This is a genomic window from Streptomyces sulphureus DSM 40104 (genome assembly GCF_000381025.1).
Taxonomy (GTDB): Bacteria; Actinomycetota; Actinomycetes; order Streptomycetales; family Streptomycetaceae; genus Streptomyces; species Streptomyces sulphureus.
This window is the reverse complement of the sequence record NZ_KB905821.1, coordinates 140,425-166,855: the sequence shown is the minus strand read 5'-3', so window position 1 is coordinate 166,855 and position 26,431 is coordinate 140,425. Positions and strand designations below refer to the sequence as shown.

Sequence of the window (26,431 nt, the reverse complement as noted above, 5' to 3'; positions counted from 1 at the left end):
GAGCGTGCCGAGTCCGAGCCCGCACGGAGAGGAGACCCGATGACCACCGCGCACGAGAGCCCCGCCGCCGAGGTGCGGGACCTGCACATCGCCTTCGGCAGCGGACGGGACGGCACCGACGTCGTCCGCGGCGTCAGTCTCGCGCTCCACCGCGGCAGGGTGCTGGCCCTGGTGGGCGAGTCGGGGAGCGGCAAGAGCCTCACCTCGCTCGCCTTCATGGGCCTCCTCCCCGCGGGCGCCCGGGTCGCCTCGGGCTCGGTGCGCGTCGAGGGCGCCGATACGGGGGAGTTCACGCCCCGGCAGTGGCGCGCGGTGCGCGGGACGAGGATCGCGATGGTCTTCCAGGACCCCGCCTCCGCGCTCAACCCGGCGTTCACCGTCGGCTGGCAGATCGCGGAGCCGTTCCGGCGCAGGCTCGGCGACAGCAGGGCGCGGGCGCGGGAGAAGGCCGTCGCGCTGATGGAGACCGTCGGTATCCCGGAGCCCGAGCGCCGCTACCACGCCCACCCGCACGAGTTCTCCGGTGGGATGCGCCAACGCGCCGTCGTCGCCATGGCGTTGGCGTTGGAGCCGGCCGTGCTCCTCGCCGACGAGCCGACGACGGCCCTCGACGTCACCGTCCAGGCGCAGATCCTCCGGCTCCTCGCCGAGCGGCAGCGCGCCGCGGGGCTCGCCATGCTGCTCGTCTCGCACGACCTCGGCGTCGTGGCGAAGCTCGCGCAGGAGGTAGCCGTGGTCTACGCGGGCCGCATCGTCGAGCAGGGCGACCTCGACACCGTCTACGCCGCGCCGGCGCACCCCTACACACGCGGCCTCATGGAGGCGGTGCCCGAAGCGGCGGCCGGCGAGCCCAGGTTGCGGTCGATCGCCGGGCACCCGCCGGACCCGGGACGCGTACCGGACGGCTGCGCCTTCCACCCGCGGTGCGCCTTCGCCACCGCCCGCTGCACCACCGAGCGCCCCCTCCTGCGCACCCTCGCGGACGGGCGCGGGGCCGCGTGCCACCACGCGGAGAGCGTCCTCGCCGGGACGGCACCCGGCGGGCCTTACGGAGGGAGCGACCTGTGAGCGTCGAGGCAAGGGACGGTGCGCTGCTCAAAGTGGAGGACCTGCACGCCGGTTACGTCCACCGCGTCGGCCTCGCGCGGCACCGCATACCGGCGGTGGCCGGCGTCGACCTTGCCGTACCCGCGGCGCGGACGGTCGGGGTGGTGGGGGAGTCGGGGTGCGGCAAGACGACGCTGGCGCGCGCCGTGGTCGGTCTGCGGGCGCCCTTCTCCGGGCGGGTCGAGTTCGCGGGACGGGACCTCGGCACCGTCTCGCGGCGGGAGCGGAGGCGGCTCGCGCGGGAGCTCCAGATGGTCTTCCAGGACCCGTTCACCGCGCTCAACCCCAGGATGACCGTGGCCGAGCTCATCGCCGAGGGATGGCGCATCCACCGCGGCACGGTCGCACCCGCCGACCACGCCGCCGAGACCGCCCGGCTCCTGGGACTCGTCGGCCTCGGCCCCGAGCACGCAGGCCGCAGGCCGCACGAGCTCTCCGGGGGCCAGTGCCAACGCGTCAGCATCGCCAGGGCGTTGGCGCTCGGGCCGCGCCTCATCGTCTGCGACGAGGCCGTATCGGCGCTGGACGTCTCCGTGCAGGCGCAGATCCTCAACCTCCTCGCCGACCTCCAGGAGGAGCTGGGCGTCTCCTACCTCTTCATCTCGCACGACCTCGACGTGGTGCGGCACCTCGCGCACGAGGTGGTGGTGATGTACGTCGGCACCGTCGTCGAGTCCGGGCCGACGGACGAGGTCTTCCGCAACCCGCAACACCCGTACACGAGGGCCCTGCTCTCCGCCGTCCCCTCCCTCCGGGACCGCCCCGGCCTCCCCTCACGCGAGATACCCCTCCTCGGCGACGTCCCGTCACCCGCAGCTCCACCCTCCGGCTGCCGCTTCCGCACCCGCTGCTGGCTCGCCACCGAGCACTGCGCCCGTGAGACGCCGCCGCTCGTGCCGCGCCCCGGCGTCGGCCATCCCGTCGCCTGCCATTACGCGGACGGCGCGGAGACGACGGCGTATCCGGCCGGGGGCGGCTCCTGAGGGGTCGGGCGTGGCGTGCGCGTACCGGGGCGCAACTGCGCTCCCGTCCCGCGTGGTTCGGCGGCTCCGACGGTGGTGCGCCCGTCCGCGGCGTCGCCCCGGCAGGACGCTAAGGGGAGGGCTCGGCCGCGGCGTCCGCGTACCTGTGTGCCAACCGTGCGCACGCCTCCCGCAGTTCGGCGGGTCCGACGACCTCGATCGCTGCGTCGAACCTTCCCAGCTCTGCGGCGAGGCCGATCCAGGACCACGAACCCAGGACGAGGCGGCAGCGGTCGGGACCGAGCTCCTCCACGACGCCGTCGCGCAGGTACGCCGACACCGCGGCGGCCGGCAGGTCGAGGAGCACCTCGCCGAGGCAGGGCCAACCGCCCGAGCCGCCGCGGAACCTGTCGGCGACGAAGGCGGCAACGTCGCCGCCGGGCGGCTCGCGCGGTGTGAAGCCCGGGCCCGTCGGGATGCGCGGGGTGATGCGGTCGGCGCGGAAGGTGCGCCAGCCGGAGCGGTCGAGGTCCCACGCGACGAGGTACCAGCGGCCGTCCCTGACGACCAGGTGGTGGGGCTCCGCGCGCCGGCGCTGCGGCGCCCCGTCGGCTGCTGCGGACACGGGGGCGTAGTCGAAGCGCAGCACCTCGCACGCGTGGACGGCGGCACCGAGCGCGACGAGCACGCCGCTGTCGAGCGTCCCGGACCGCTCGCCCTCGACGGCGGTGACGCGGAGGGCGTCGACGCGGTGGCGCAGCCGGGCCGGCATGACCTGCCGGACGGTGGCCAGGGCACGCGCCGCGGCCTCCTCGATGCCGACACCGCTGGTGGTGGCGAGCCGGAGCGCGACGGCGAGGGCGACGGCCTGCTCGTCGTCGAAGCGCAGCGGCGGCAGCTCGGCGCCGGCCTCCAACCGGTAGCCGCCCTCGGGCCCCTTGAGGGCCGCGACAGGGTAGCCGAGCTCCCGCAGCCGGTCGACGTCGCGGCGCACGGTGCGGGCGCTGACCTCCAGGCGTTCGGCGAGGAGCGCCCCCGGCCAGTCCCGCCGCACCTGGAGCAGCGAGAGGAGCGACAGCAGCCGCGCGGAGGTCTTCGGCATGACGTCCATGGTGCCCCGGAAAGCGGACAGCAATCGACCGCTTCTCCTGCGAACGTCCTCCCGTACTTGCGACCCGCCGCGGTCGCACACGTCCGGAAGGAAACACTGTGGACCTGCGAGAGACAGCCCGGCACGCGTCGGTCGACTCCCGGCGCACCGCCCGTCCGCCGGCGGGACGGAAGATCCCCGCGCCGCACCGCTCATCGAGCCCGGCGGCCCGGCGCCCGGCGCAGCAGCGGCGGCCCCGATGACCGTCCTCGACACCAGAACGCTCAACCGCGCGACGCTCGCCCGCCAACTCCTCCTCGACCGGGCCGACATGCCGCCACTCCAGGCCGTCGCGCACCTCTGCGGCCTGCAAGCACAGGAGCCGCAGGAGCCGTTCACCGGGCTGTGGTCGCGCCTGCGCCGGTTCTCACCGACCGCGCTCGACACCCTGCTCACCGGGCGCGACGTGGTGAGGACCCACCTGATGCGCCGCACCGTCCACCTGCTGACGGCGGACGACGCGCTCGCCTGGCGCGCCCGCCACCACGCCATGCTTCGCCAGCGGGTGTTGGGCGTCCACCGCAGTGCACTCGACGGCGTGGACCTCGACGAGCTCGCCGCCGCAACCCGCGCCCTCTTCGCCGACGGGGAACCCCGCTCGACGGCCGCCCTCGCGCGCGCCCTCGCCGAGCGCTGGCCGGCGCCCGGCACGAGGGCGCTGGGTGAGACGGCCGTCGCCGCGCTCGTCCCCATGGTGCAGCGGCCGCCGCGCGGGCAGTGGCGCGTGCGGTCGGGGGTGCGCAACACCCCGCTCGCCTCCTGGCTCGGCCGCGAGACCGACCCGCCCGCACCGGAGGGGACCGACCCGGTCGGCGAGACGCTGGTCCGCCGCTACCTGGCGGCCTTCGGCCCGGCCGCCTCCGCCGACCTGCGCGCCTGGTGCGGCCTCGCCGGGCTCCCGGCCGCAGTCGCCGCCGTCCGCGGCGAGTTGGTCTCCTTCCGCGACGAGCGCGGCCGCGAACTCCTTGACCTCCCCGACGCCCCGCGCCCCGACCCGGACACCCCCGCGCCCGTCCGCTTCCTCCCGTCCTTCGACAACGCGATCCTCGGCTACCACGACCGCACCCGCCTCATCGACGACGCCCACCGCGGCCTCTCCGTCACGGGAGCCCGACTGGCCCTGATCGACGGCCGGGCCGCCGCCACCTGGACCGCCGACGCGCACACCGTCACCGTGACCCCGCTCCGCCCGCTCACCCGAGCCGAGCGCACCGACGTGACGGAGGAGGGGAGCAGCCTCGCTTCCTTCCTCTCCGACGGCGAGAGCGACCGCGTGCGCATCGTCGCGCCGGGGTGAGGGGCAACTCGTCGCGTGACAGGGGGAGTTCTGCTGCTGCTCGGGGAGGCGAGGGGCCGGGAGCTCGCGGGGAAGGGGATGTCGGACCGTTCGGCAGCAGCGCGGCCGGCCGCGGGGAGTCCTTGCGCCCCGGCTGCCGTCCGTCGGCGTGCCGGGTGCAGCCGCGCCGTCGAAGGCGAAGCTTCTCCTGCGAGGCGGTTGAGGCACGGGGCCGGGGGGCGGCGTCCTGGACGACCCTGTGGGCAGCCGACGTGCGTGCGGTGGTCAGCCGCCCTTTCCGGGGGTCGCCTTCCCGCGCAAGTCGCTTACGGTGAAAGGACTCTTTCCCGTCCATGCCCGGAGCAGTGCGGCGTGCTGCCAATTCCCCGCCGAGTTGTTGTCTCACCGCGCAGCCGGCCAACGACCGTCGGGCGAATTCGGCGCGGTTGAGGCACGGTGTCCGAGGCGGCAGCGTCTCGGACCCGGACGGCTTGCGCTCGACGTCCGGTCGCCTTCTCCGGCTGCCGCCACCGACCTGCCAAGTGCCTTACGAGGAGGGGACTTGCGCTTCCGTGCCCGGAGCGGTGCGGCCTGGTGCGAGCTGCCAATAGCCTGCCGCGATACTCCACGGGCCTGTGGCTCGGCAGTGGGCAACCCCTCGCACAGGGCTGAGAGGTGAACACGTCCCGCCGTCACCTCCTGCGAGCGCCTCCCCGCCAAGGCGCCCGCATTCGACGCGGTGGACGCACGGATTCCGGCGGCGGCAGCCAGGGCCATCCCCGCGTCCGGCACAACTCCGGCCCCGGCGTCCAGCCGGCTGCCACCTCCGGCCCGCCAAGTCCCCTACAGGCAACGGGACTTCCGCTCCCGCGCCTCGGACGGCACCCCCGGCCCGTCACCGCCCCGCGAGTTGCCCCGCCCTCACCAAAGCTGCTCGGAGACGCCTCGCCGGAGACCGACTTCCCGCACGGAAACGAGAAGCGGACACCCCCTGTCCGCACCCCCTGCGAACGTCTCCCAGGTCGAACCACGACGCACCGGCCGCCTCCCGCGGTCGGCCGCACGTCCCGAGCCTCGCGCCCGGGAACGAGAAGGCTGGGAGCCACCATGTCCGTCAAGTCCGTCGCCCACCTCAACTTCCGGGGCGACGCCCGCGCAGCGCTCGAGTTCTACCACTCCGTCTTCGGCGGCGAGATCGCCGTCGTCACGTACGGGGACGCCGGCATCGTGTCGGACCAGACCGAAGTGAAGCACGTCACGTGGGGGCAGGTCGTCGCGGACAACGGCTTCCACGTGATGGCGTACGACGTCCCCGCGGGGACGCCGTGGAACCGTGGCGAGAACGCGTTCTTCCTCTCCCTCCGCGGGGAGACCGAGGAGGAGATCACGGGCTACTGGGAGAAGCTCTCCGCAGGGGCGACCGTCGCGCACCCGTTGGCGCCGTCGCAGTGGGCCCCGCTCTACGGCATGCTCACCGACCGCTTCGGGATCGTCTGGGTCGTCGACGTCGCGAGCGAGTACGGCGGCTGAGCAGCAGGCGGCGGCGGGGAGGCCCGCCGCCGCCCGCACGAAATCCCCGGTGACGGGTATCCGCACCGCCCCGACCCCGTACGGGACTTCCACGAGCTGGGCAGATCCCGCACACAGCGTGCGCTGCTCGGTGGAAGCATCACTCTCAGCAGCCGCCGGTGCAGGATTCCGGCATTGACGGTCGGATCAGGCCACGCATAACTTCCGGCCATGACCCCACGGGCGAGCGCCGAGATGATCGATGCGCTGGACCGCCGCCTCATAGCGGCGCTCCAGCTCAACGGTCGTGCGCCGTGGGCGAGCATCGCGCGCTGGGCCGGGACCACCGAGACCACGGCGCAGCGCCGGTTCCACGCGCTGCGCTCCCGCCGGCTGCTCCACGTCGTCGGCGCCGTCGAACTGGACCGCACGGGGGCCGGCTCGTCGATGCTCGTGCGCGTCCAGGCACGCCCGGGCAAAGGGCTCCAGCTCGCCGAGATCCTCGCCTGCCACCCCGAGGTGCGCTTCCTCGCACTGGTGACGGGGACCGCCGACCTGATCGTCGACTTCGTCGCGCGGGACAACGAGGAGCTGTTGCGGCTCCTCTACACCGACCTGCCCGGCGCCCACTTGATCACCAGCAACGAACACGTCGCCGTCATCCGCACGTTCACCTCGGCCGCGCTGTGGGACACCGGGCTGCTGCCCGCCGAAGCGCGGACCGAGCTGCGCCCCACCCAGGCGCCACCGTACGAGCGGGACGACTGGGATCGGGCGCCGCGGACGCTGACGGAGCTGGAGAGCGCCGTCGTCGGCGAGCTCGCGCACGACGGGAGGCTCCCGGTGAGCACCGTCGCGCGGACGCTCGGCCGCAGCGAGTCGAGCGTCTCGCGGGCGCTCGACCGGATGCTGCGCCGCGGCATCCTGCACTTCCGCACCCTCGCCGAACCGGCGCTGCTCGGCTTCGAGGCGGAGTTCATGCTCTGGCTCTCGATCGACCCGGGCCGGCTGGAGAAGGCAGGACGGCAGCTCGCCCAGCACCCGGGAACGAAGTTCCTCGCCGCCTCCACCGGGCGCTTCAACCTCGTCGGCCACATGGTGCTACCGCGCCGCACCGACCTCTTCCGCTACACCGACGAAGTGATCGGGTCCCTCCCCGGGCTCAACGCTTCGGACGTCACCCTCCACCTGGTCACCCTCAAAGGCGCGTGGACGCGCATGGACCAGTTCGTCGCCTGACCCCGACTCCCCGCCCCTCCCGGCCCGTTGCTCAGCGACCGGCCGTACGTCCCTCATCCCCGGAGGCTCCCATGCCGACTCCGAACACCCCCTCCTGGCAGTGGCCTGAATCCACCTGGCGCGGGCACGTCGACGCCGTGCGCGCGGGGCGCGCCCTGACGCCCGAGCGCTGGCCCGGGGGCGCCCGCGCCGCGGTCGCGCTCTCCTTCGACTCCGACCACGAGACGATCCCCCTGCGTGACGGCGAGACCAGCCCCGGCCGGCTCGCCCAGGGCGAGTACGGCGCGCGCGTCGGAGCCCGCCGGGTGCTGGAGCTGCTCGCCGCACGCGAGGTGCCCGCGACGTTCTTCATGCCGGCGGTCTCCGCACTGCTCCACCCGGACGAGGCGCGCGGCTACGTCGAGCACGGCCACGAGATAGGCGTGCACGGCTGGATACACGAGCGGAACACCCTCCTCGACGCCGCCGACGAACGCGCCCTCATCCAGCGCGCGGCGGAGACCCTGGAGGAGCTCACGGGCGCCCGCCCGCGGGGCATCCGCACCCCCTCCTGGGACTTCTCGGACTCGACCCTCTCCACCGTCCTCGACCTCGGCTTCGCCTACGACTCCTCGCTGATGGCCGACGACGAGCCGTACGAGATCCTCGCCGACGGCAGCCCGACGGGACTCGTGGAGGTCCCGGTCGACTGGGTCCGCGACGACGCGCCCTACTTCACGATGGACCGCTACGGCTCCGTGCGCCCCCACACCCGCCCGCGCGACGTACTGGAGATCTGGCGCGACGAGTTCGACGAGGCGTACCGCAGCGGCGGCGTCTTCCAACTCACCCTCCACCCGCACGTCATCGGGCACCGGTCGCGGATCGTGATCCTCCGCGAGCTCCTCGACCACATCCGCGCGCACGACGTCTGGTTCGCCACCCACGCCGAACTCGCCGACGCCGCACGGGCGGTCCTCGACGCCCCGTCGCACGAGGCCGCGTCCCCCGCCGTCCCCCGTACCCAGGAGCAGGACCGATGAGCACCGGAACACCGTCGCGCTCCGCCGAAGCCACCGCAGCCACGACGAAGTTGAGCCGCAGCCAGCGCAAGGCGATCGTCGCCGGCACCATCGGCAACACCGTCGAGTGGGTGGACTGGGCGCTCTACTCCATCTTCGCCGCCGTCATCGCGGACGTCTTCTTCCCGAAGTCCGAAGGCGCCGTCGCGCTGCTGGCGACGCTCGCCGTCTTCGCCGTCGGCTTCGTGATGCGGCCGATAGGCGCAGCCGTGCTCGGCGCCTACGCCGACCGGAACGGCCGGAAGAAGGGCCTGACGCTCACCATCGGGCTGATGGCCGGCTCCTCCTTCGTCATCGCGCTCGCACCCGGTTACGAGACGATCGGCATCGTGGCGCCCGTGGTGCTGCTCCTCGCGCGGCTCGTCCAAGGGTTCTCCGCCGGTGGGGAGTTCGGCTCCTCGTCGGCCTTCCTCGTCGAGTCGGCCGCGCGCGGGCGGCGCGCCTTCGCCGGGTCCTGGCAGCAGGTGTCGGTCGGCGGCGGGGTGCTCATCGCGTCGCTCCTCGGCACGATCTGCACCTCGCTCCTGAGCGAGGACGCGCTCCACACCTGGGGCTGGCGCGCCGCGTTCGTCGTGGGCGGCCTCCTCGGGCTGCTCGGGCTGTGGCTGCGCGTCTCCGTGGAGGACACGCAGTCCTTCAACGAGGCGCAGAGCTCGGGCCGTTCGCGGAGCAACCCGCTGAAGGCGATGTTCGTCGAGCACCCGGCGGCTGCGCTGCGGGTCGCCGGCATCACCGTAGCGGGCACGCTCACCTACTACATCTGGGTCAACTACCTGCCCACGTACGCCAACCTCACCACCGGCATCCCGCTGGAGACGGCGCTGCTCTCGCAGACCCTCTGCCTCGTCGTCTTCGTCGTGGCGCTGCCGTTCGCCGGCATCCTCTCCGACCGCGTCGGCAGGAAGCCGACGATGTCCGTCTTCGCCGGCGGGTTCGTCGTGCTCGCCTGGCCGTTGCTGCACCTGATGAGCGACAGCTTCCTCAGCGTCTTCCTCGTGCAGCTCGTCGGCGTCCTGCTGATCCTCGGCTACTCGGCGAACTGCGCGGTGATCATGGCCGAGCAGTTCCCGCCCGAGGTCCGCGCCACCGGCATCGCGCTGCCGTACGCGCTCGCCGTCGCCCTCTTCGGCGGCACCGCGCCCTACGTCACGACCTGGCTCAACGAGGCGGGCCACCGCGACCAGTTGTGGATCTACGTCGCCGGCGCCTCGCTGATCTCGCTCATCGTCTACCTGACGATGCCGGAGACCAAGGACAAGGAGTTCGACTGATGGACGCGATCCGCCACACCCTGGTCACCGGCGCAGCCGGCGGCATCGGGGCCGCCGTGGCACGCGAGTTCGCCGCGCACCCGGCCGGCGCGGGCGACGTCCTCACCCTCGTCGACGTCGCGCCCGAGCGGCTCGACGAGGCGGCGGAGACGGTCCGCGCCGTCGCCGCCGAGAGCGGCGCCCCCTGCACGGTCGAGGTGCACGCCGCCGACCTCGCGTCGGCGGACGGGCCCGCCGCCGCGGTGCGTGCGGCCTGGGAAGCCCACGGCCCCGTCGACGTGCTCGTCAACGCCGCCGGCCGGTACCCGTCGACCGACATGCTCGACGTCACCGCCGAGTCCTGGGACGCGCTCCAGGCGCTCAACACCCGCGCCCCCGTGCTCGCCACCGCCGAACTCGGCCGGCGCGCGGTGGCGGCCGGCCGCCCGGCGTCCGTCGTCAACATCTCCTCCGGCGCCGCGCTCCGCGCCCGGCCGGGCGGCGGCCCGTACGCCACGTCGAAGGCGGCCCTGGAGATGGCGACGCGTGCCGCAGCCCTCGAACTCGGCCCGCACGGCATCCGCGTCAACGCCGTCAGCCCCGGCTTCGTGCCGGTGGCGAGCGAAGTGAACCCGGTGGCCCCCGAGTACGCGGAGGCCGTCTCCGTCAACCCGCTCGGCCGGGCCGGGACGCCGGCCGACGTCGCGCGGGCGGTGCGGTGGATCGCGGGCTCAGACGCCGCGTGGATCACCGGCGAGGTGCTCCGCGTCGACGGCGGTTCAGCCACCGGCGCCGGCGGCCTCCCGCGCCTGTGGCCACCGCGTCCGACGGCACACGCGGCGGACGGCACCCCACCCGAGGACGCCGCCCCCGAACCCCGCACGACGAAAGGAACCCCCGCATGACCGGCGACGCCTACACCGTGGTCGGAGGCGGTGCCATCGGCGGCACCCTCGCGTACCGCCTCGCCCGGGCCGGGCACTCCGTCACCGTCGTCGACGCCGACGCGGCGCACACCGCGGCGATGCGCACCCACGGCCTCACCGTCACCCGCCCCGACGGCACCACCGAGACCGCGCACCTCGCTGCCGCGGGCACCCCTGAGGAGCTCGCCGAACTCCCGCTCGACCAGGTTCTGTTGGCGGTCAAGGCGCAGGCGACGGAGGAGGCGATGGCGTGGATAGCGCCGCGACTCTCCGCCGACGGCTACGTCGTCTCGCTCCAGAACGGCTTCAACGAGGAGGACATCGCACGGCACGTCGGCGCCGGGCGCACCGTGCCGGCCTTCGTCAACATCTTCGCCGACGTCGTGGACCCCGGCGTGATCAGGGACGGCGGTGCCGGAGCCCTCGTCGTCGGGTCCCCGCAGGGCGCCGACGACGCACGGGTGCTGCGCCTCGTCGACGCGCTGCGCGGCCAGGGCCCCGCCGAGGCGAGCGGCAACGTCGAGGGATTCCTGTGGGCGAAGGCCGGGTTCGGCGCGATGCTCGCCGCCAGTGCGCTCGCCGACGCCCCGATGGCCGACCTCCTCGACCGCCACAGGACCGCAGCGCACGCCGTCGCGCGCGAGGTCTTCGACGTAGCCGACCGCCTCGGAGTGCGACTGGAGTCGTTCGACGCCTTCGAGGCGCCGGCCTTCCGCCGCGACGCGGCGCCCGAGGTCCGCGAAGGCGCCACCGACCGGCTCGTCGCCTGGCTGCGGACGATGCCCAAGGACCGCAGCGGCATCTGGCGCGACCTCGCCGTGCGCCGCAGGCCGGTCGAGGTGACCACCCACTACGCCACCGTCTTCACCCGTGCCGAGGAGGTCGGCGTCGAGACGCCCGTGCTGCGGGCCGTCGTCGAGGGGCTGCGCAAGCTGGAGTCCGACCCGTCGCTGATGTCCGAGCAACACCTCGACGTCCTCGACCGGTTGGCGACAGGACCTTCCCGCCTCCCCGCCGCACCGCTCCTCGACGACGCGCAGGCGCGCTCCGTCCACGGCTGGCTCGACGCGCACCGCGAGGAGCTCCTCGCCGACCTCGCCGCCTACACCCGCATCGAGAGCCCGAGCGACGACACCGAGGCGCTCGCCGCATGCCTCGCCTGGCTGCGCGAGTGGCTCGACGCCTCGCTCGGCGAACCCGCTGAGGAGGAGCTGCTGGAGCGGCCGGACGCCGGCGACATCCTCGTCCGCAGGTATCCCGCGCGGGGCCCCGCCGCTTCCGAGGACGGCGACCCGCGCCCCGTCCTGCTGCTCTGCCACTACGACACCGTCTGGCCGCTCGGCACCCTCGCGGAGTGGCCCTTCGCGCTGGAGGGCGACCGGATCTCGGGACCCGGCGTCTTCGACATGAAGGCAGGACTGGTGCAGGCGGTCTGGGCGCTGCGCGCCCTCGACGCGCTCGAACTCCCGCGCCCCGCCGTCACGTTGGTGCTCAACGGGGACGAGGAGACCGGCAGCCTGCACTCCAGCGAGGCGCTCGTCGCGGAGGCCGCGCACGCCCGCGCCGCCCTCGTCTTCGAGGCGAGCGCCGACGGGGCCGTCAAGACCTCCCGCAAGGGCGTCGGGCTCTTCACCCTCCGCGTGACGGGCCGCGAGGCGCACGCCGGGCTCGACCCGACCGCAGGCGCGAGCGCCGTCGTCGAGGCGGCGCACCAGATCATCCGACTCGGCGAACTCGGCGACACGGCGGCCGGCACCTCGGTGAACGTCGGCGTCGTCCACGGCGGCACCCGCAGCAACGTCACCGCGGGCGCCGCCGAGGCACACCTCGACGTCCGCGTCGCCTCGGTGGACGAACAGCGGCGGGTGGCCGCCGGGTTGGCGGCGCTGCGCCCTGCGGACTCGCGCACCTCCGTCGACGTGACGGGCGGCTGGAACCGGCCCGTCTTCGCCCGTACCCCCGACGTCGAGCGCCTCTACGAGCTCGCCCGCCAGTGCGCCGCCCCACTCGGCGTCGAGCTGCGGGAGGCAGCGGTCGGCGGCGCGAGCGACGGCAACTTCGTCCAGGCGGCAGGCGTCCCGGTCCTCGACGGACTCGGAGCCCTGGGCAGCGGCGCCCACGCCCGCAACGAGCACACCACGCTCAGCGGCATGGTGGAGCGCTCGGCTCTCGCCGCCGGGGTACTGGCGGCCTTCGTCCAGGGAGCGTGACGTCCCACCGCGCTCCCCGCGCCCGGCGGCCGGAACCCGTTGCGGTTCCGGCCGCCGGGCTCTTACGGGCGTCGGCGGAGCCGGGCGGGCCTCGCCCGTCAACAGCCCGTGAGGACACCGGCGTTGCCCACGGGGACACCGGGCGCCTCGCCCGGACCCCGGGAAGGCACCGTCCGACGCCGGCCGCACATGCGACCGGCCGCTTCCCCGCCCACCATGAGAGGACCCCGCGCCGGGGAAGCACCACACGCCTCCACCGCCGCGCGGACCCCGGCGGGCCGCAGGATCGGGCTGAGACGGACGCCCCTTCCGGTACCGGGAGTCGGCGGCCATGCCCGTTCACGGCTACCACGCGTCGCACGAACAGTTCCCGCTCTCCGAACTGCTCGGCCTCGTGCGGGCGGCGCAGGAGGCGGGGTCCGGGAGCTGCATGTGCTCCTCGCCGTCGCCGTGGGTGCGAACGTCCGCGGGCCGGCCGGACGAGGCCCCCGGATGCGTCAGCCGCTCCCCGGCCGCGACCGCCTCCGGCCGCGTCGGTCGAAGACGCCCTCCTGAGCGGGCCGCTGCCGCCGTCGGACGTCCGACGGCGGCACGGTGCGAAGCCGCAGCCCGGTACGCCCCGCGCGTACGCCTGAGGTCACCGGAGCGCGTGGACGCCCCACCTCGCGACCGGGGAAGCACCGTCGGCGGCTGCAAACCCGACTACGCCCGTGCGTGCCGTTCCATCGCGAACAGCTATGCGTGCATGGGGCTTTGTGATGTGGCGAGTCTCTGAGAACCCCGCTGACCGGTGTCGGACGCGTGCCGAGAGAACCCACCGCACGCTTGTCACGGGTCCGCATGATTCGACGCATTGGGCAGCCGCTCAACGTGCTTCGGTGGACACCGCGGCTGCCCAGCAAGAGCGCCCTTCCCGAACTGCGTCGCGGTCCACGACGGGACGGATGACAGGTGTACCCACAACCGGCCTGCCGCCCGCGGACGTTGGCGAGACGCCGCGGCGAGAGGAACGCCTTGCGTGCGGGACGACTACCGGGTCCGGCAAGACGCCGGACTCATTTGCGCCCGGCGAGTGAGGCGTCTTCCGTCACATGCCGGTTCCGGGCGGCGCCCATGCCGAACAGGAGCTGCGGCGCCAGCATCGCCGACAGAACACCCAACGGCAACGTCCAGTTGCCCGACACGTCGTGGAGCGCCCCCAGAGCCACCGGACCGGTGGCGGCGAGAACGTAGCCGAACCCCTGGGCCATGCTGGACAGTTGGGCGGCATGCCGCGCGTCCGGGGCGCGCTGGACGATGAACAGCAGCGCCAGGCTGATCGCCCCGCCCTGACCGAGCCCGAGCAGCACCATCCACAGGTACGCCAGACCAACCGGCATGACGAGCATGCCGATGAGTCCCCCTGCGCACAGCGCCGTCGACAGGACGGTGACCATCGCAGGCCGCATGCGACGCTCCGCGAAGACGGGAGCGAAGAAGGAACCCGCAATGCCCAACAAGGAGGAGAAGGACAGCATCCAGCCGGCGCTTCCGCTGCTCATGCCGGCGCTTTCCAACATGGCCGGCAGCCAGGCGGTGGCTGCGTAGTAGGTGAGCGACTGCAACCCCATGAAGGCCGCCACTTGCCAGGCGAGCGACTGCCGCCACAGGCCCTTCACCGGGTGGGAGGCTTCCCGCACCTCGCGTGCGGAGACGCGTGTGCGGTTCCGGAGCTGCGGCAGCCAGACCAGGCCGGCGACGAGCGCGAGGACGCCCCAACCGGCCAGCACCACCCGCCAGTCCGCACCGGAAGCCTGTTGGACGGGCACGCTGAGCCCGGCCGCTGAGGCGGCGCCGGTGAAGAGCGTCATCGAGAAGACGCCCATCATCGGGCCGACGCGGTGCGGAAAGTCCCGCTTGATCAGCCCCGGCAGCAGGACGTTCCCGACAGCGATACCCGCACCGATGACCACGGTGCCGCCGAACAGTGCGATCGAGCTGGGCACGAGACGTACGAGCGTGCCCACGACGACCAAGGCCATGGCGACGAGCAGAGCGCTCTCCATGCCGAGTCGGCGGCCGAGGCGTGGAGAGATCGGCGCCAGCAGCCCGAAGCAGAGCAGCGGCAGCGACGTGAGGAGGCTGATCGCTGCGGAGGACATTCCGCTGCTCTCCCCGATCGAGGGGGCCAGCGGCGAGACCGCGACCAGTGCGGGACGCAGGTTCAGCGCGAGCAGCACGATGCCGGCGACGAGCAGCCCGCTCCTACGGGCGACCGCCGTTTTCGGTGCCTCGTGCGCAGGGTGCCGGCCCACAGGGCTGGCGTCCACGGTGGCCGGACCTGTCGCAGCGTCCGACTCGGTGGTGTCGTTCATTTACTTTCCTTGCTGGGTTCTGATGTCGGCGGCTTCGAGTTCCCGCAGGGCCTCCATGGCCGCCGACAGGTGCGCGAGCGCGGCTGCTTCGGCGGCTGCCGGGTCCCGGGCCTCGATCGCGTCGACGATGGCCGTGTGCTCGGCCACCTGCCTCCGCACCGTGTCCGGCAGCGGGGCGCTGGTGACGGAACGCAGGGTCGTGCGCAGCGAGTCGCTGAACTGGTCGTAGAGCTCCGCGAGTACGGAATTGCCACCCGCAGCGGCCACTGCCTGGTGGAAGGCCATGTCGGCCTCGACGAAGGCCGAGTTGTCTCCGGCGGCATCCCATGCGTCGTCCCGCACCGTCAGAGCGGCGCGCAGCGCGGCAACGTCCTCGGCGGTGCGTCGCTGAGCGGCGTAGCGGGCCGCGTCCCGCTCCAAACTGGCACGTACCTCGTACGCCTCCAGCGCGGTACTGCGATGCAGCCGGCGCTGGACGGCGGCACCGAATCCGCTGTCAGCCCTCACGTACGTGCCGTCGCCGGGGCGGGGCTCCAGCATTCCCGTGTGCGTCAGGGCGCGCACCGCCTCGCGCACGGTGTTCCTGCCGACCCCCAACTCCTCCACGAGGACGGGCTCCGGCGGGACCTTGGCACCGACAGGCCATTCCCCCTCGGCGATGAGTGCCTCGATCTGTTCGATGACGGCCTCCACGAGGCTGGTGCGCGCGGTACTCCGCAGCGGCATGTCCGACTCCCTTTGTGGCCCGAGCAGTCGCGGTCGATGCGCCGACCGTAGGCAGATCCTAACATCCCATGTTTGCTGCGTTGGCAGCGTGATGGCTGCTGCCTCGATCACCGTGCGCCGGCGGCTTCGGGACGCGCGGCGGAACGGCCGAGCTCCTCCAGGCACTCTCCCCCGCGTGCTTTCGCAGGTGAGAGTGCCTGGAGGACACCGAGGTCGACGGGGAGACCACTGCTCGTCGCGCCTCGCGCCAGCGGACGCAGGCAGCCGGAACAGCCACGAGTCCCTGGCGAGGACCGAAGAGCGCGAGGATGCGGCTGCGGCCGTCGGTGCCCTGTGTCATCCCGGCAGGGCTCAGGAGGTGTCACATCACGGCGTAGGCTTCGATCTCCACGAGTGCTTGCGGATGCATGAGGCCGGCGACGACGACTGTTGTCGAGGCAGGAAGATTTCCTTCGAAAAAGTGCAGGTATTCGTCGTGGCCTGAGCGCAAGTATGTCTCCGCGTCAGTGACGTACGTCTTGGTGCGGGCGACGTTCGTGCGGGTCGCGCCGACTTCCCTCAGGCTGCTGTCGATGTTTGCCAACACACAGCGGACCTGCGTAGTCATGTCGTCGACGCCGATCAGATTGTGGTTGATGTCGAACGGAAGGGTTCCCGCAATGTGTATGTGCTGTTTCGCGCCTTCGGTCGTGACGACTTGTGCATAGCTGGCCACGCCAGTGTCGGGCATACGCCGAACGTAGACATCGTGGGGCCACAGTCTGCGAAGAAGCGTCATCATATTCCCTTGAACGGTAGCCGGGCGGTGCATCGATGTGGTGCGGGCGCAACTTGTGAGAGACGTGCGGTCGAGGCAGGCGCGAGTTACACGTCACCTGGAGCGGTGATCAGGCGTCGATTCCTCCTGTTGATTCGGTGGCAGCGGTAGCGAGCCGTGACCGGACATTTCTGGTCAGGATGTTTTCGAGGGTCGTCACGTCAGGGATACCGTGAGTGGTGAAGGTGTCGAGGTCGCCCTGCAGGAGGTCTGGGCGGGGCTCGATGGCGTGGCCGAGCCAGAGCACATTGTTGCGTCGTTCGGCGCCGAATCGCGGCCAGGTCGGTCCGGGGTCTTCTCCGCGGATGAAGGCACCGTAGAGGTCCATGGCCGCGGTGGAAACGCGAGTGAGGTCGTCGCGGTCGATGCCGTCGAAGGCGGGCCACCACGCCAGGTCTTTCTCGGTGTGGTTGCCGAACAGGAAGGGGATGTCCCCGGTGTGCACCGCGTGCAAAGAGGCGTCGAGTCCCGGAAGTTCGTAGGAGAACTGGAAGGCCCGCACCTGGATATTCTGTGACTCCATGTTTTTCGCGATGCGCAACGAAGAGAACTTGAAGAACGCGAAGGACATGATGTCGGACAGGATTCGTCCTGGATCGGTGTGGTCAGGATAGAGATCCTGATAGGAGTGATACACCCCCGCTGCATGATCGCCGAAGATCTGGGTGAGCACGGAAAGGACGTCGTCGCGAGTGCCGTTGCGCACGGTGTCGGAATGGCCGCGAAAGAACAGCCACTCGTCCTTCGCAAACCCGATGACGACTTCTACCTCACCGAGATCGAGGGAGTCTTCTGCGAGGTGTCGGGCCGGCGTTTGCGGAATCCAGTTGCCATCGACGACACCGCCGAGGGGGCGCCATGCCACTGGCGCATCCGGTGGGAACCAGCGTGTCAGGACGTTTTGGACCGCGAGCAGTCGGTCGGGATCGACCTCAGCCAGTGCGGCAGCATCGTCCAGGCCGAGCAGATCGAGGTAGCGGCGGGCAACGCTTTCGGCCTCGGGCCGTTGTTGAGTGCACCACAGGTTGAACGGCGACAACGACTGGATCACCGCTCGACGAAACAGGCCGCGGGCCGAAGGCAGGGTCAGCAGGTGCGAGACGGCGGTCCCGCCGGCCGACTCGCCGCCGATCGTGATGTTGTCGGGGTCACCGCCGAACACGCTGATGTTCTCGTGTACCCAGCGCAGCGCGGCGACCTGGTCCTGCAAGCCCAGGTTGACTGCTTCGGAGAGAGCGTTGCTGATCAGCCCGAAGTGCACCCAACCCAGTGCCCCGAGTCGATAGTTGGGGCGCACGACGATGACCTGCTGTGTGCGGGCGAGGGTGGCCCCCCGCTCCAGGGCGAATGATCCGGAGCTGACCGCATTCGCGCCACCGTGGTAATAGACGTAGACGGGCAGGTCTGAAAGGTCGGCAGACGTCTCGGGGACCCAGATGTCGAGATAGAGGCAGTCCTCGGCAGCGTGGTCGTGACGGTAGGTGCTGTTCGTATAGGACGGCCACGCCATGATCCCGGGGACACCGGGATCGATCTCGGCGATGAGACGGCTGACGGTCTCCTCGTTGGTGCCGTTGAACTGGTATGACGCCGGCCCGGGCGTGACCGCTGAACGGACTCCTCGCCAACTCGGTGCGGGTTGGGGCGAGCGGAACCGCAGTGGTCCCACCGGAGCAGCCGCGAAGGGAACCCCGCGAAAAACCCGGACCCCGTCTTCCCAGGTCCCCTGCAGACTTCCTTGCGCGGTGACGACTACATCCTCGCTCAATATTGCTCCTCTCCGAGGTCCAGGAACGCCGTATCCGGCCAGATGACAGCTCCGTGATCGCTGGATCTTGACACTGACTGTACGTACGCTCAGGATGATTGTCGAGAGGTGGACATCATCGGAGGAAGAGCACATGACAGCGCGACGAGCGACCACGGAGACGTCCGGTACCGCCGGTGAGCAGGCACAGCCGAGCTCGGTGCGGGTGCGGACACTGCTGCGGGCCGCGGAGAAGGTCTTCGCGGTCGAGGGGTACCACGGTGCGACCATGCGTCAGCTCGCCGAGGCTGCCGGCGTCGGCGTTTCCTTGTTGATGTATCACTTCAAGAGCAAGGAGCGGCTGTACTACCAGGTGTTCGCCCACCGACAGGACGTCAACGAACAACGCCGCGCCCGTCTCCAAGCGGTTGACCTCGACCGGCCGGACGCGCTTGAAGAGATCGTCGCCGCCTTCATCGAGCCGGTGCTGGCACTGCATGACGATCCCGACGACCTCTGGTTCGCCCGCCTGGTGCTGCGGGAAGCCGCCGATCCCTCCAGCCAGCAGCGGCAGGTCATTTCGTCGCTGTTCGACCCCATGGCCAAGGAGTTCATCACCGCGCTGCGTCGCGTCCTCCCCGGGAAACCCGAAGGATTCCACGAGTGGGCCTACCTGTTCTCGGTCGGTGCGCTGACCCAGAGTTCGTTCGACACCCGCATCGGAAGTCTCGCCAGCGCCTCGTCCACAGGCGACAAGAATGCCCTCCTGGCTTCTTTCATCACAGCCGCGCTGCGTTGCGGCTGACGTTTCACACTGATCCGCCGGCACTGGGCGGGCACGACCGGCTCATCAGTAGCCGGCTCGATCGCGGAGAATCGTGGGAATGCGGTCCGCTCCGCCGTTCATCGATACGAAGGGAAGCCGTATGCGCTGGTCAACCTACCGCGATAGCGAAGGCGTCGAGGGGGTGGGAGTTTGGGACGCCAACGGCTTGCACCCGGTGTCTACGGAGGTATCGCTGCTTGACCTGATTCGGGCTGAAAGCCTTCCTGCTGCCTACGACGAGGCCCGCGGGCAGCCGCCCATCGATCCGAGCACAGTCACTCTGCTCCCCCCGGTTCCGCGGCCGCCCTCGATCCGGGACTTCATGGCTTTCGAGGAACACGTCGTCACCTCCTTCGCCGCGATCGGGGCCGAGGTCGATCCGCTCTGGTACCGCCAGCCGGTCTTCTATTTCACCAATCCGGCAGCCCTGCGTGGTGCCCACGACGCCATCCCGGTTTCACCCGGCAGCGCTGCGTTCGACTACGAACTCGAGATCGCCGCGGTCATCGGTCGCGCTGGCGCCGACCTCGACCCGGAGACGGCCGCCGAGCACATCGCCGGTTACCTGTTGTTCTGCGATTGGAGCGCCCGCGACCTGCAAAGTCAGGAAATGCGGCTCAACTTGGGGCCCGCCAAGGGCAAGGACGGCGCCCACAGTTGCGGGCCCTGGATGCTCACTCCCGATGAGCTCCCGGCCGCGGCCGCCATGACTGCCTCGGTCAACGGGCAGTCATACAGCTCGGGGCGGCTCGACGCGCTGTACTGGAGCTTCGGCGAAATGATCGCTTACGCCTCTCGTGGCACAGAGGTCATACCCGGCGACTTGATCGGTTCCGGCACCGTCGGCACCGGTTGCATCCTCGAACTCTCCCGCACGCACGGCTCCGACGCCTACCCGTGGCTTCAGCCCGGAGACGAGGTGCGCCTCGAGGCCACTGGACTCGGCGCGATCGAGGCGCACATCGAACCGGCTGTCCCCGCCGTCCCGCTGCGAAAGGGCACTCCATGACCGATGTGAACAGTCCCGGCCGGCCTCGGATACAGGAAGTCGCCGACGGAATCTACGCCTATATCCAGCCCGACGGCACCTGGTGGATCAACAACGCCGGATTTGCTGTCGGACCACAGGGCGTTGTCGCGATCGACTCCTGCTCGACAGAACGCCGCACCCGCGCCTTCATCGAGGCGATCGGGTCGGTGACGTCGGCGCCGGTGCGCACAGTGGTGAACACGCACCATCACGGCGATCACACCTTCGGCAATGTCCTGTTCCCCGGCGCGACGATCGTGGCCCACGAGCAGACCCGCGCCGAGGCGATCGCATTCGGTCCTGCGCGGGAACTTCCTTGGTGGAACAACCCGAACTGGGGCGAGTTGCCACTGGAACCGCCGTTTCTGACCTTTACGGACCGTATCGGCCTGTGGGTTGGCGACCAGCGTGCGGACGTGATGCACGTGGGTTCGCCGGCGCACACCACGAACGACTCACTGGTCTGGTTCCCGGAATCCTCGACACTGTTCTGCGGGGACCTCGTCTTCAACGGCGGAACGCCGTTCCTGCTGATGGGCTCGGTGACCGGCGCCATCGACGTGTTGGAGAACGTGGTGCGCCCGCTCGCCGGCGGCACCGTGGTACCCGGTCATGGTCCCGTGTTCCACGACGACGAGCCGGTGACAGCGAACTTGGACTACCTGCGGTTCGTACTCGACCTGGCCGAACGTGGCCAGACCGCTGGGGTCACCCCGCTGCAAGCCGCACGAGACACCGACCTCGGCCGGTTCGCGGACTGGCCCGACTCCGAACGGATCGTCGGCAACCTCCACCGCGCCTACGCCGACCTCGCCGACTCGTCCACATACAGACCAGTCGACACCTCCGCGGCGCTGGCCGACATGGTCCTCTACAACAACGGAGAACCACTGACCTGCCTAGCCTGATCGCACTCGCCAGGGCTCACCGGCTCTCGGTGTCGTGCCGCCTGCTGTCAGGTGACAGGCGACGGGCCCGGCCTCTCTTGAGATGAGGCCGGGCCCGTCGATGTGACTGAGTACGCGTCAGTCGCTCTGGGCGTCCGAGGGAGGCTTGCGGAGCTTCATGTCCGATGCTTCGTCGGCTCCAAAGCCGTAGTCCAGCAGCTTCACTGCGTCCTCGTTCCTGTCCTTACCGTTGAGGACGACTCCGGTGAGAGTCTTGCCGTCCCGCTCGGCCGAGAAGACCAGGCATGCGCCTGCCTTGCTCGTCGTGCCGGTCTTGATGCCGGTGACGCCCTTGTACGAGCCGAGCAATGCGTTCGTGTTGTTCCACGTGTAGTAGCGGGTGCGCCTCCGGAGAGGTTCTACTTTCCCGTGTTCGGCGGCGATTTGGCCGTCGTCGCCTACAAGGCCGGGAGGCTTCTGCCCTGCGCCATGCTGTGGAAACGCGCTCTTCCTTTTGCTGAGGGTGAGAGCGAGGAGATGGCCACCGCCCACTGGGAGAAGCCCTCGCCGGAGCAGCCGTCGCACGTCCGAAGCCGCGGATGCCTGAACCCGGCGGCTTGGACGCGGACGAAGACTGTGTGATCGCCTGAGGTGATGACCTCGATGGAACCTTCCGCCGACTCCACGGCACGGATACACGGAGCCCGGGCCCCTCATGAGGGACCGGACCGGACGGACGACGCGCCTGCCTCCTCGGTCGAGGAGCCCGGCGGCGCCACGACCCGGCGGTGGACCTTCCGGAGAGTCGCGAAGATCACAGCCGCCGTGGTCGTGGTGCTCGCCTTCCTTCTCCTCGGCGACCGGTGGGCCGTGCTCTACGCCGAGAAGGTGGCGGCGCAGAAGGTGCAGGAGGAGCTCGGACTCCACGCCGAACCCGAAGTGCACGTCGACAGCTTCCCCTTCGTCGCGCAGCTCGCCGCGGGCCGTCTCGACCGCGTCGAAGCCACCGTTCCCCACGTGCCGGCGGGACGGGTCTCCGTCGCCAAGGTGGAGGGGACGGTGGACGATCTGCGGATCGTCGGGAACCTCCCGAACTCGGTCAAGGGTGCGGTGCTGAGCGAACTGCGCGGCGAGGTGTTCCTCGACTTCGACGACCTCAACCGCGAAGTCGGTGCCTCGCAGGTGCAGTTGACCCCCGGCCGGCAGAAGAACACGGTGCGGGCGCACGGCGAAATGCCGGTGGCCGGCACGCAGGCCGAGATCCGGGCACGGGCGCACATGGAGCGCACGGGCGACCATGGCGTGGCCATGGCTGTTGCGGACACCCGCATCGTGGTCCCCGGCCTGCTCACGTACACCCCGGGGGAAGGAGGCGGCCTGCAACTCGCCGCGCCCGCCGCCGACAAGATGGACGACAGCGACTTCGAGCAGGCGACCGGAGAGCCGCTGTCGCCCGGCCAGTTGATGAAGGGGAGTGCGCTCGACGCACTCACCGAGCATCCGGAGCTGCTGAAGCCGGCCGGTATCGATCCGTCGCTGATCCGGGGACTGCAGAAGGTCCAGGAGCCGAAGGTCGCGAAGGAGCTGCAGTTCTCGGCCCGGCTTCCGGACAGCATGCCGGGCGACATCCGGTTGCGCGACATCTCCGTGGAGAAGGACGGCGTACGGGCTGAACTGACGGGGAGCGACGTGCCGTTGGGCGACGATGTGGAGTGACCTTGTGTTGCCCGGTGGTCGGGCCTGCCACTGTCGCCGCACTCGCCCGGAGTCGGGGAGTCGCGTGGGCCATGTCGTGCCGGGGGAGGGGCCGCGGTGTCGTCACAGGCTCATGACGACCGCTAACGAGAGCAGTACGAGCACCACCAATGCGAGGGCTGTCTTCCTGTATGCGGCTCTCGCCGGGGAGCCCGCGATTCTTCTGCGGAGCGACCGTCGACGACATCGGCGTTGGATTTCCTCGTAGCTTCCGGGGGGCCGAGCGACGGAATTCGCGAGCGATTCCAGGGACTCGCGGAGAACGGTCTCGATCTCGGAGCTCACTCAGTATCGCCCTTCATGAGGCGGATTAAGCGGGCCATCCCACGCGAGGTGTGCGACTTGACGGCGCCAGAGGAAATGCCCATCGTGTCAGCGATTTCGGAGACGTTCAAGCCCAGCCAGTACCGCAGCACGAGCGCCTCGCGCTGACGCACCGGAAGCGACCGCAGCGCACGGACGACAGCGCGTTGCTCGTCCCGAAGCAACACCTGTTGTTCCGCGGAGTTCACGTACTCCTCCACGTGCTTCCTGGCGTAGCGCCGGAACACCTGCAAACGACGTACGTGCATACGAGTCAGGTTGCAGACGGTCGAGCGAAGGTACCTCCCGGCGGTCAGCGGATTCCTCAAGGACCCCCATCTCCAGTGGAGTTGGCAGAAGGACTCGGCGACTATGTCCTCGGCGTCCACGCCACTGGCGCCCAAGAGCAGGGCGAGTCGCAGGAGTTGTGTGTAGTCCCGGTCAAACAGGTGGGCGATCGCCGCCTCCCTGTCATCGTCCTGCGGATTCTTCGCCGCTTTCGTTTTCCTGCCGCTCACCCGAGGCTGCGCGGAGTCGCGCGCGTCGGTGACGTCCGGTGGAGCCGAGGTGAGCGGAGCAGAGGCCGATCCGGTCAGGTTCTTCGGCGGATACTTCGTCACGAGTCTCCTTGTTCCTGTACCGGACATCTGTACCTCGCGTTGCTACCCAAGGCCGGTCCACTTGCACCCCGGTGTCTGCGCCGGCGTGCGCGAGGTGTATCCGGCGGCCGCCAGGGGGGCTCTGTCTGAGCGGTCCGGCTACGGGGTCGGACCGTGGACCCGACGAGAGGACCCTGGGTATGGACCTCAGCGACGGCGCCGCCGTGCCTTCCGCCACCGTGCGGTGTCTCTGCTGCGTCCCCCGACCTCATTTCCGCGGCGGCCGGACGGCGCGGAGCACGACGGTGCTCTCCGTCTTCCGGGAAGGAGGGGGCGGCGAACCCTCCCTGCTCCAGCGTGAGTTGGGCGTGACCGGTGAGTGAGCCTCCGTTCCACGTACTGCTCGGCCCCGACGGCGCCGGCAAGTCGTCCGTACTGTCCCGACTAGCGGAGCGGTTGCCGGAGTGGCGTGCCGTCTCGACGGACGACGCCTTCGTGCCGCCCGAGCACCGACTCGTCAGCCGACTGCGCCGGGACGTGGTGCACGACGTCCTACCGGGGCTCGGCCCGTCTTACTCCGTCGACTTTCTGGCCAGTCTGCTGCAGACCGCCGTGGTGTACCTCAAGGACCGGATACAGAGCCAACCCCCGACACAGCCGCTGCTGGTGGACTCCTACTACTACAAGATCCTGGCGAAGTGCCGACTGGCCGGCATCGACGCCAACCCCATGTACACCTGGTGGCGCGGCTTCCCGCAGCCTCGCTCCGTCATCTATCTCGCCGTCTCTCCGGCCACCGCCTGGCGGCGTACGCAGCGCCCCGAAGGACTCAACACGCTGGAGCACTTCGGGGACAGCCCCGTGTGGGCGAGCTTCGAGAGCTATCAACGCAGCCTGCACAAGCTGATGTTGGAGGAGGTGCGCGGACTGCCCGTGACGATCGTCGAGGAACGCCCCGGCGTGGAGCGCACGGTGGACGCGGTGCTGGAGGCGATCTCGGAATGAGTCCGAGCGGGGGTTGGGCATCTCCCGGACACGCCGAGCGTTACCGGGCGCGCGTGCTCGCGGAGCGCGATCGGCTGGCCGCGGACCTCACCGACATGCGCGGGCGGCAGCACCGGGTCCTGCGGGACATGGTCGAATTCAACGAGGACACCGAGTTCGGAAGGCGGCACGGATTTTCGCGGATACGCACGCTGGAGGACTTCCGCCGAGCGGTTCCCGTGCAGAGCTACGCGGACGTCGCGCCGCTCGTCGAGCGAACGGCCGCCGGGGCGGCCCGACTGCTCTCGGCGGACCGGCCGGTCGTCTATTTCACCAGCAGCGGGAGCACCGGCGACCACAAGAAGATCCCGGTGACACCGCGGTTCATGAGCACCACCTTCCTCCCCTTCTACTACGCGGCCTGGGCACCGCTCATCGAGAACTTCCCCGACGTCATGCACCACCCCGACGCGGTCCTCAACCTCAAGCACGACCCGCTCGCCGCGCCGCCCACCACAGCCGACGGCCAGCCCCATGTCGGCGCCAGCCAGGTCGACTTCGGCGCCAAGTTCGGCGATAGCCTTTCCGCGGAGTTGGGGACCGCGGCGACCTGGGCCACGCTGCCCACCGACGTCGCACCGGGCGACCACCTAGAGAAGATGTACCTCCGGCTGCGGTTGGCGGTCCAGAGCGACCTGCGATGCCTCATCGGGATCAATCCGGCGATGCTCGCCGCGGTGCCCTTCCAACTGGCAGCCTGGTGGGAGCGGATCCTCAAGGACGTGCACGACGGCACCCTCGGCGGCGAGCCGTTCGGCCGCCCCGATCCGGAACGCGCCGCCGAGCTGGAGTGGCTCGCCGACTACCACGGGGCCGTGCGGCCCGACCTGGTGTGGCCACGTGTCCGGGCTCTCTTCGGCTGGACCACGGGTGTCGCGTCGCTGTACCTGCCCGCGCTGTGCGCACAGTTCGGCCCCCATGTCGCCGCGCTCCCCGCCCCGGTGGCGGCGTCGGAGGGGCCGGTGGCCGTACCGTTCGACCGGCATGGCTCGGCCGGCCCGTTGGTGGTCTCCGCCTCCGTGTACGAGTTCGTGGACGCCGACGCGGACCTCACGCCCGACACTCCCACGTTGCTTCCGGAGGAGCTGGAGGCCGGTCGCGAGTACCACGTGCTCTTCAGCCACGTGGGAGGTCTCTACCGCTACGCGGTCGGCGACGTGGTCCGGGTGGTGGAGGCGACCGGCGGTGTGCCGCGTGTCGAGTACGCCGGCCGCTCGAGGAGGTCCGACGCGGTCGGTGAACGTCTGCGGGAGGCCCAGGTCGTCCGCGCGTTGCGCGACGCTCTCGCCGGGACCGGTCTCGGGCTGGTCAACGTGGCTTGCAGGGTCGAGCGGCCGCACGCGGAGCGGGGGCCGCGCTATCGCTTCGCCGTCGCCCCCGCCTCACGCTGGCTGCCGGCGGAGGTCGATCGCTTCACGACGCTGTTGGACGACGCGCTGCGGCGTGAGTCGGCGGGCTATCGCCGCGCGCGGCGCGACGACCGGCTCGCCGCGCCCGTCCTCACGCTCCTCGACGCCGACGCGTTCCACCGCGACTGGCACGCCACGGTCGACAGCGGCGTCCGCCCCACCCAGGTCAAGGACCGCCTGTTCCGACAGGACGAGGCGGACTGGCGGCGCCTCACCGGGCCGGACACACGCTGACGGCCGGGCG

At 70.8% G+C, this 26,431-nt stretch carries 23 protein-coding genes; 16 read left to right on the top strand and 7 right to left on the bottom strand.

Annotated elements, in window-relative coordinates; all coding sequences use genetic code 11:
- Window positions 1–39 precede the first annotated feature (39 nt).
- Complete coding sequence (locus F603_RS0123280) at window positions 40–1,068, top strand: ABC transporter ATP-binding protein (protein ID WP_019548351.1); 1,029 nt, start codon at window positions 40–42, stop codon at window positions 1,066–1,068.
- A complete protein-coding gene (locus F603_RS0123275; protein WP_019548350.1) occupies window positions 1,065–2,090 on the top strand; it encodes an ABC transporter ATP-binding protein in 1,026 nt (341 codons plus the stop codon). The genes F603_RS0123280 and F603_RS0123275 overlap by 4 nt, the downstream gene beginning before the upstream one ends.
- Before the next feature lie 109 nt (window positions 2,091–2,199).
- Here the strand turns inward: F603_RS0123275 and F603_RS0123270 are convergent, their stop codons facing one another.
- The gene (locus tag F603_RS0123270) at window positions 2,200–3,171 is read right to left on the bottom strand and encodes a helix-turn-helix transcriptional regulator (protein ID WP_037956801.1); all 972 of its coding nucleotides are present in this window, start codon (window positions 3,169–3,171) and stop codon (window positions 2,200–2,202) included.
- 247 nt (window positions 3,172–3,418) lie between these two features.
- Here F603_RS0123270 and F603_RS0123265 point away from each other — a divergent pair, with 247 nt between their 5' ends.
- The 7 genes from F603_RS0123265 (at window position 3,419) to F603_RS0123235 (ending at window position 12,690) form a co-directional block, all read left to right on the top strand.
- Window positions 3,419–4,516 carry a winged helix DNA-binding domain-containing protein gene (locus F603_RS0123265; RefSeq protein WP_019548348.1) on the top strand — a complete coding sequence of 366 codons (1,098 nt, stop codon included), beginning with the start codon at window positions 3,419–3,421 and terminating at the stop codon, window positions 4,514–4,516.
- Window positions 4,517–5,602: 1,086 nt separating this feature from the next.
- On the top strand, window positions 5,603–6,025 hold the full coding sequence (locus F603_RS0123260) for a VOC family protein (protein ID WP_019548347.1): 423 nt from the start codon (window positions 5,603–5,605) through the stop codon (window positions 6,023–6,025).
- A 234-nt stretch (window positions 6,026–6,259) separates the two neighbouring features.
- Window positions 6,260–7,243 (top strand): Lrp/AsnC family transcriptional regulator, encoded by a 984-nt coding sequence (locus F603_RS0123255; RefSeq protein ID WP_019548346.1) that lies wholly within the window; start codon window positions 6,260–6,262, stop codon window positions 7,241–7,243.
- Between the two features lie 71 nt (window positions 7,244–7,314).
- Complete coding sequence (locus F603_RS0123250; protein WP_019548345.1) at window positions 7,315–8,265, top strand: polysaccharide deacetylase family protein; 951 nt, start codon at window positions 7,315–7,317, stop codon at window positions 8,263–8,265.
- Window positions 8,262–9,575, top strand: a complete 1,314-nt coding sequence (locus F603_RS0123245; protein WP_019548344.1) for an MFS transporter — start codon at window positions 8,262–8,264, stop codon at window positions 9,573–9,575. The genes F603_RS0123250 and F603_RS0123245 overlap by 4 nt, the downstream gene beginning before the upstream one ends.
- Window positions 9,575–10,459 (top strand): SDR family NAD(P)-dependent oxidoreductase, encoded by an 885-nt coding sequence (locus F603_RS0123240; RefSeq protein WP_019548343.1) that lies wholly within the window; start codon window positions 9,575–9,577, stop codon window positions 10,457–10,459. The genes F603_RS0123245 and F603_RS0123240 overlap by 1 nt, the downstream gene beginning before the upstream one ends.
- Complete coding sequence (locus tag F603_RS0123235; RefSeq protein WP_019548342.1) at window positions 10,456–12,690, top strand: 2-dehydropantoate 2-reductase; 2,235 nt, start codon at window positions 10,456–10,458, stop codon at window positions 12,688–12,690. The genes F603_RS0123240 and F603_RS0123235 overlap by 4 nt, the downstream gene beginning before the upstream one ends.
- Window positions 12,691–13,745: 1,055 nt before the next feature.
- Here the strand turns inward: F603_RS0123235 and F603_RS0123230 are convergent.
- The 4 genes from F603_RS0123230 to F603_RS0123215 form a co-directional block, all read right to left on the bottom strand.
- Window positions 13,746–15,044 (bottom strand): CynX/NimT family MFS transporter, encoded by a 1,299-nt coding sequence (locus tag F603_RS0123230; protein WP_019548341.1) that lies wholly within the window; start codon window positions 15,042–15,044, stop codon window positions 13,746–13,748.
- The gene (locus tag F603_RS0123225; protein ID WP_019548340.1) at window positions 15,045–15,770 is read right to left on the bottom strand and encodes a FadR/GntR family transcriptional regulator; all 726 of its coding nucleotides are present in this window, start codon (window positions 15,768–15,770) and stop codon (window positions 15,045–15,047) included. It lies immediately after the preceding gene.
- A gap of 361 nt (window positions 15,771–16,131) precedes the next feature.
- Window positions 16,132–16,500 (bottom strand): RidA family protein, encoded by a 369-nt coding sequence (locus tag F603_RS0123220; RefSeq protein ID WP_158678673.1) that lies wholly within the window; start codon window positions 16,498–16,500, stop codon window positions 16,132–16,134.
- Window positions 16,501–16,657: 157 nt separating this feature from the next.
- Window positions 16,658–18,355 (bottom strand): carboxylesterase/lipase family protein, encoded by a 1,698-nt coding sequence (locus F603_RS0123215; RefSeq protein ID WP_245600883.1) that lies wholly within the window; start codon window positions 18,353–18,355, stop codon window positions 16,658–16,660.
- Window positions 18,356–18,488: 133 nt separating this feature from the next.
- Between F603_RS0123215 and F603_RS0123210 the strand changes: the two genes are divergently transcribed.
- The 3 genes from F603_RS0123210 to F603_RS0123200 all read left to right on the top strand — a co-directional run bounded on the left by F603_RS0123210 (window position 18,489) and on the right by F603_RS0123200 (window position 21,098).
- Window positions 18,489–19,139: a TetR/AcrR family transcriptional regulator gene (locus tag F603_RS0123210; RefSeq protein WP_019548337.1), complete on the top strand. Its 651-nt coding sequence runs from the start codon at window positions 18,489–18,491 to the stop codon at window positions 19,137–19,139.
- Between the two features lie 121 nt (window positions 19,140–19,260).
- A complete protein-coding gene (locus F603_RS32660; protein ID WP_037956726.1) occupies window positions 19,261–20,169 on the top strand; it encodes a fumarylacetoacetate hydrolase family protein in 909 nt (302 codons plus the stop codon).
- Window positions 20,166–21,098 (top strand): MBL fold metallo-hydrolase, encoded by a 933-nt coding sequence (locus tag F603_RS0123200; protein ID WP_019548335.1) that lies wholly within the window; start codon window positions 20,166–20,168, stop codon window positions 21,096–21,098. Before F603_RS32660 ends, F603_RS0123200 begins: the two co-directional genes overlap by 4 nt.
- A 117-nt stretch (window positions 21,099–21,215) precedes the next feature.
- Here F603_RS0123200 and F603_RS36595 read toward each other — a convergent pair whose 3' ends face one another.
- Window positions 21,216–21,662 (bottom strand): D-alanyl-D-alanine carboxypeptidase family protein, encoded by a 447-nt coding sequence (locus F603_RS36595; RefSeq protein WP_425427008.1) that lies wholly within the window; start codon window positions 21,660–21,662, stop codon window positions 21,216–21,218.
- A gap of 69 nt (window positions 21,663–21,731) precedes the next feature.
- Here F603_RS36595 and F603_RS0123185 point away from each other — a divergent pair, with 69 nt between their 5' ends.
- The gene (locus F603_RS0123185; RefSeq protein WP_019548332.1) at window positions 21,732–22,793 is read left to right on the top strand and encodes an LmeA family phospholipid-binding protein; all 1,062 of its coding nucleotides are present in this window, start codon (window positions 21,732–21,734) and stop codon (window positions 22,791–22,793) included.
- 320 nt (window positions 22,794–23,113) lie between these two features.
- Here the strand turns inward: F603_RS0123185 and F603_RS0123180 are convergent, their stop codons facing one another.
- A complete protein-coding gene (locus F603_RS0123180) occupies window positions 23,114–23,755 on the bottom strand; it encodes an RNA polymerase sigma factor (RefSeq protein ID WP_019548331.1) in 642 nt (213 codons plus the stop codon).
- Window positions 23,756–23,934: 179 nt separating this feature from the next.
- Between F603_RS0123180 and F603_RS0123175 the strand changes: the two genes are divergently transcribed.
- The 3 genes from F603_RS0123175 to F603_RS0123165 are packed head-to-tail and all read left to right on the top strand — an operon-like array spanning window position 23,935 to window position 26,421.
- Window positions 23,935–24,117 (top strand): hypothetical protein, encoded by a 183-nt coding sequence (locus F603_RS0123175; RefSeq protein WP_019548330.1) that lies wholly within the window; start codon window positions 23,935–23,937, stop codon window positions 24,115–24,117.
- The gene (locus tag F603_RS0123170) at window positions 24,110–24,739 is read left to right on the top strand and encodes a hypothetical protein (RefSeq protein WP_026328662.1); all 630 of its coding nucleotides are present in this window, start codon (window positions 24,110–24,112) and stop codon (window positions 24,737–24,739) included. Before F603_RS0123175 ends, F603_RS0123170 begins: the two co-directional genes overlap by 8 nt.
- A complete protein-coding gene (locus F603_RS0123165; RefSeq protein ID WP_037956722.1) occupies window positions 24,736–26,421 on the top strand; it encodes a GH3 family acyl-acid amido synthetase in 1,686 nt (561 codons plus the stop codon). Before F603_RS0123170 ends, F603_RS0123165 begins: the two co-directional genes overlap by 4 nt.
- The last annotated feature ends 10 nt before the right edge of the window (window positions 26,422–26,431 follow it).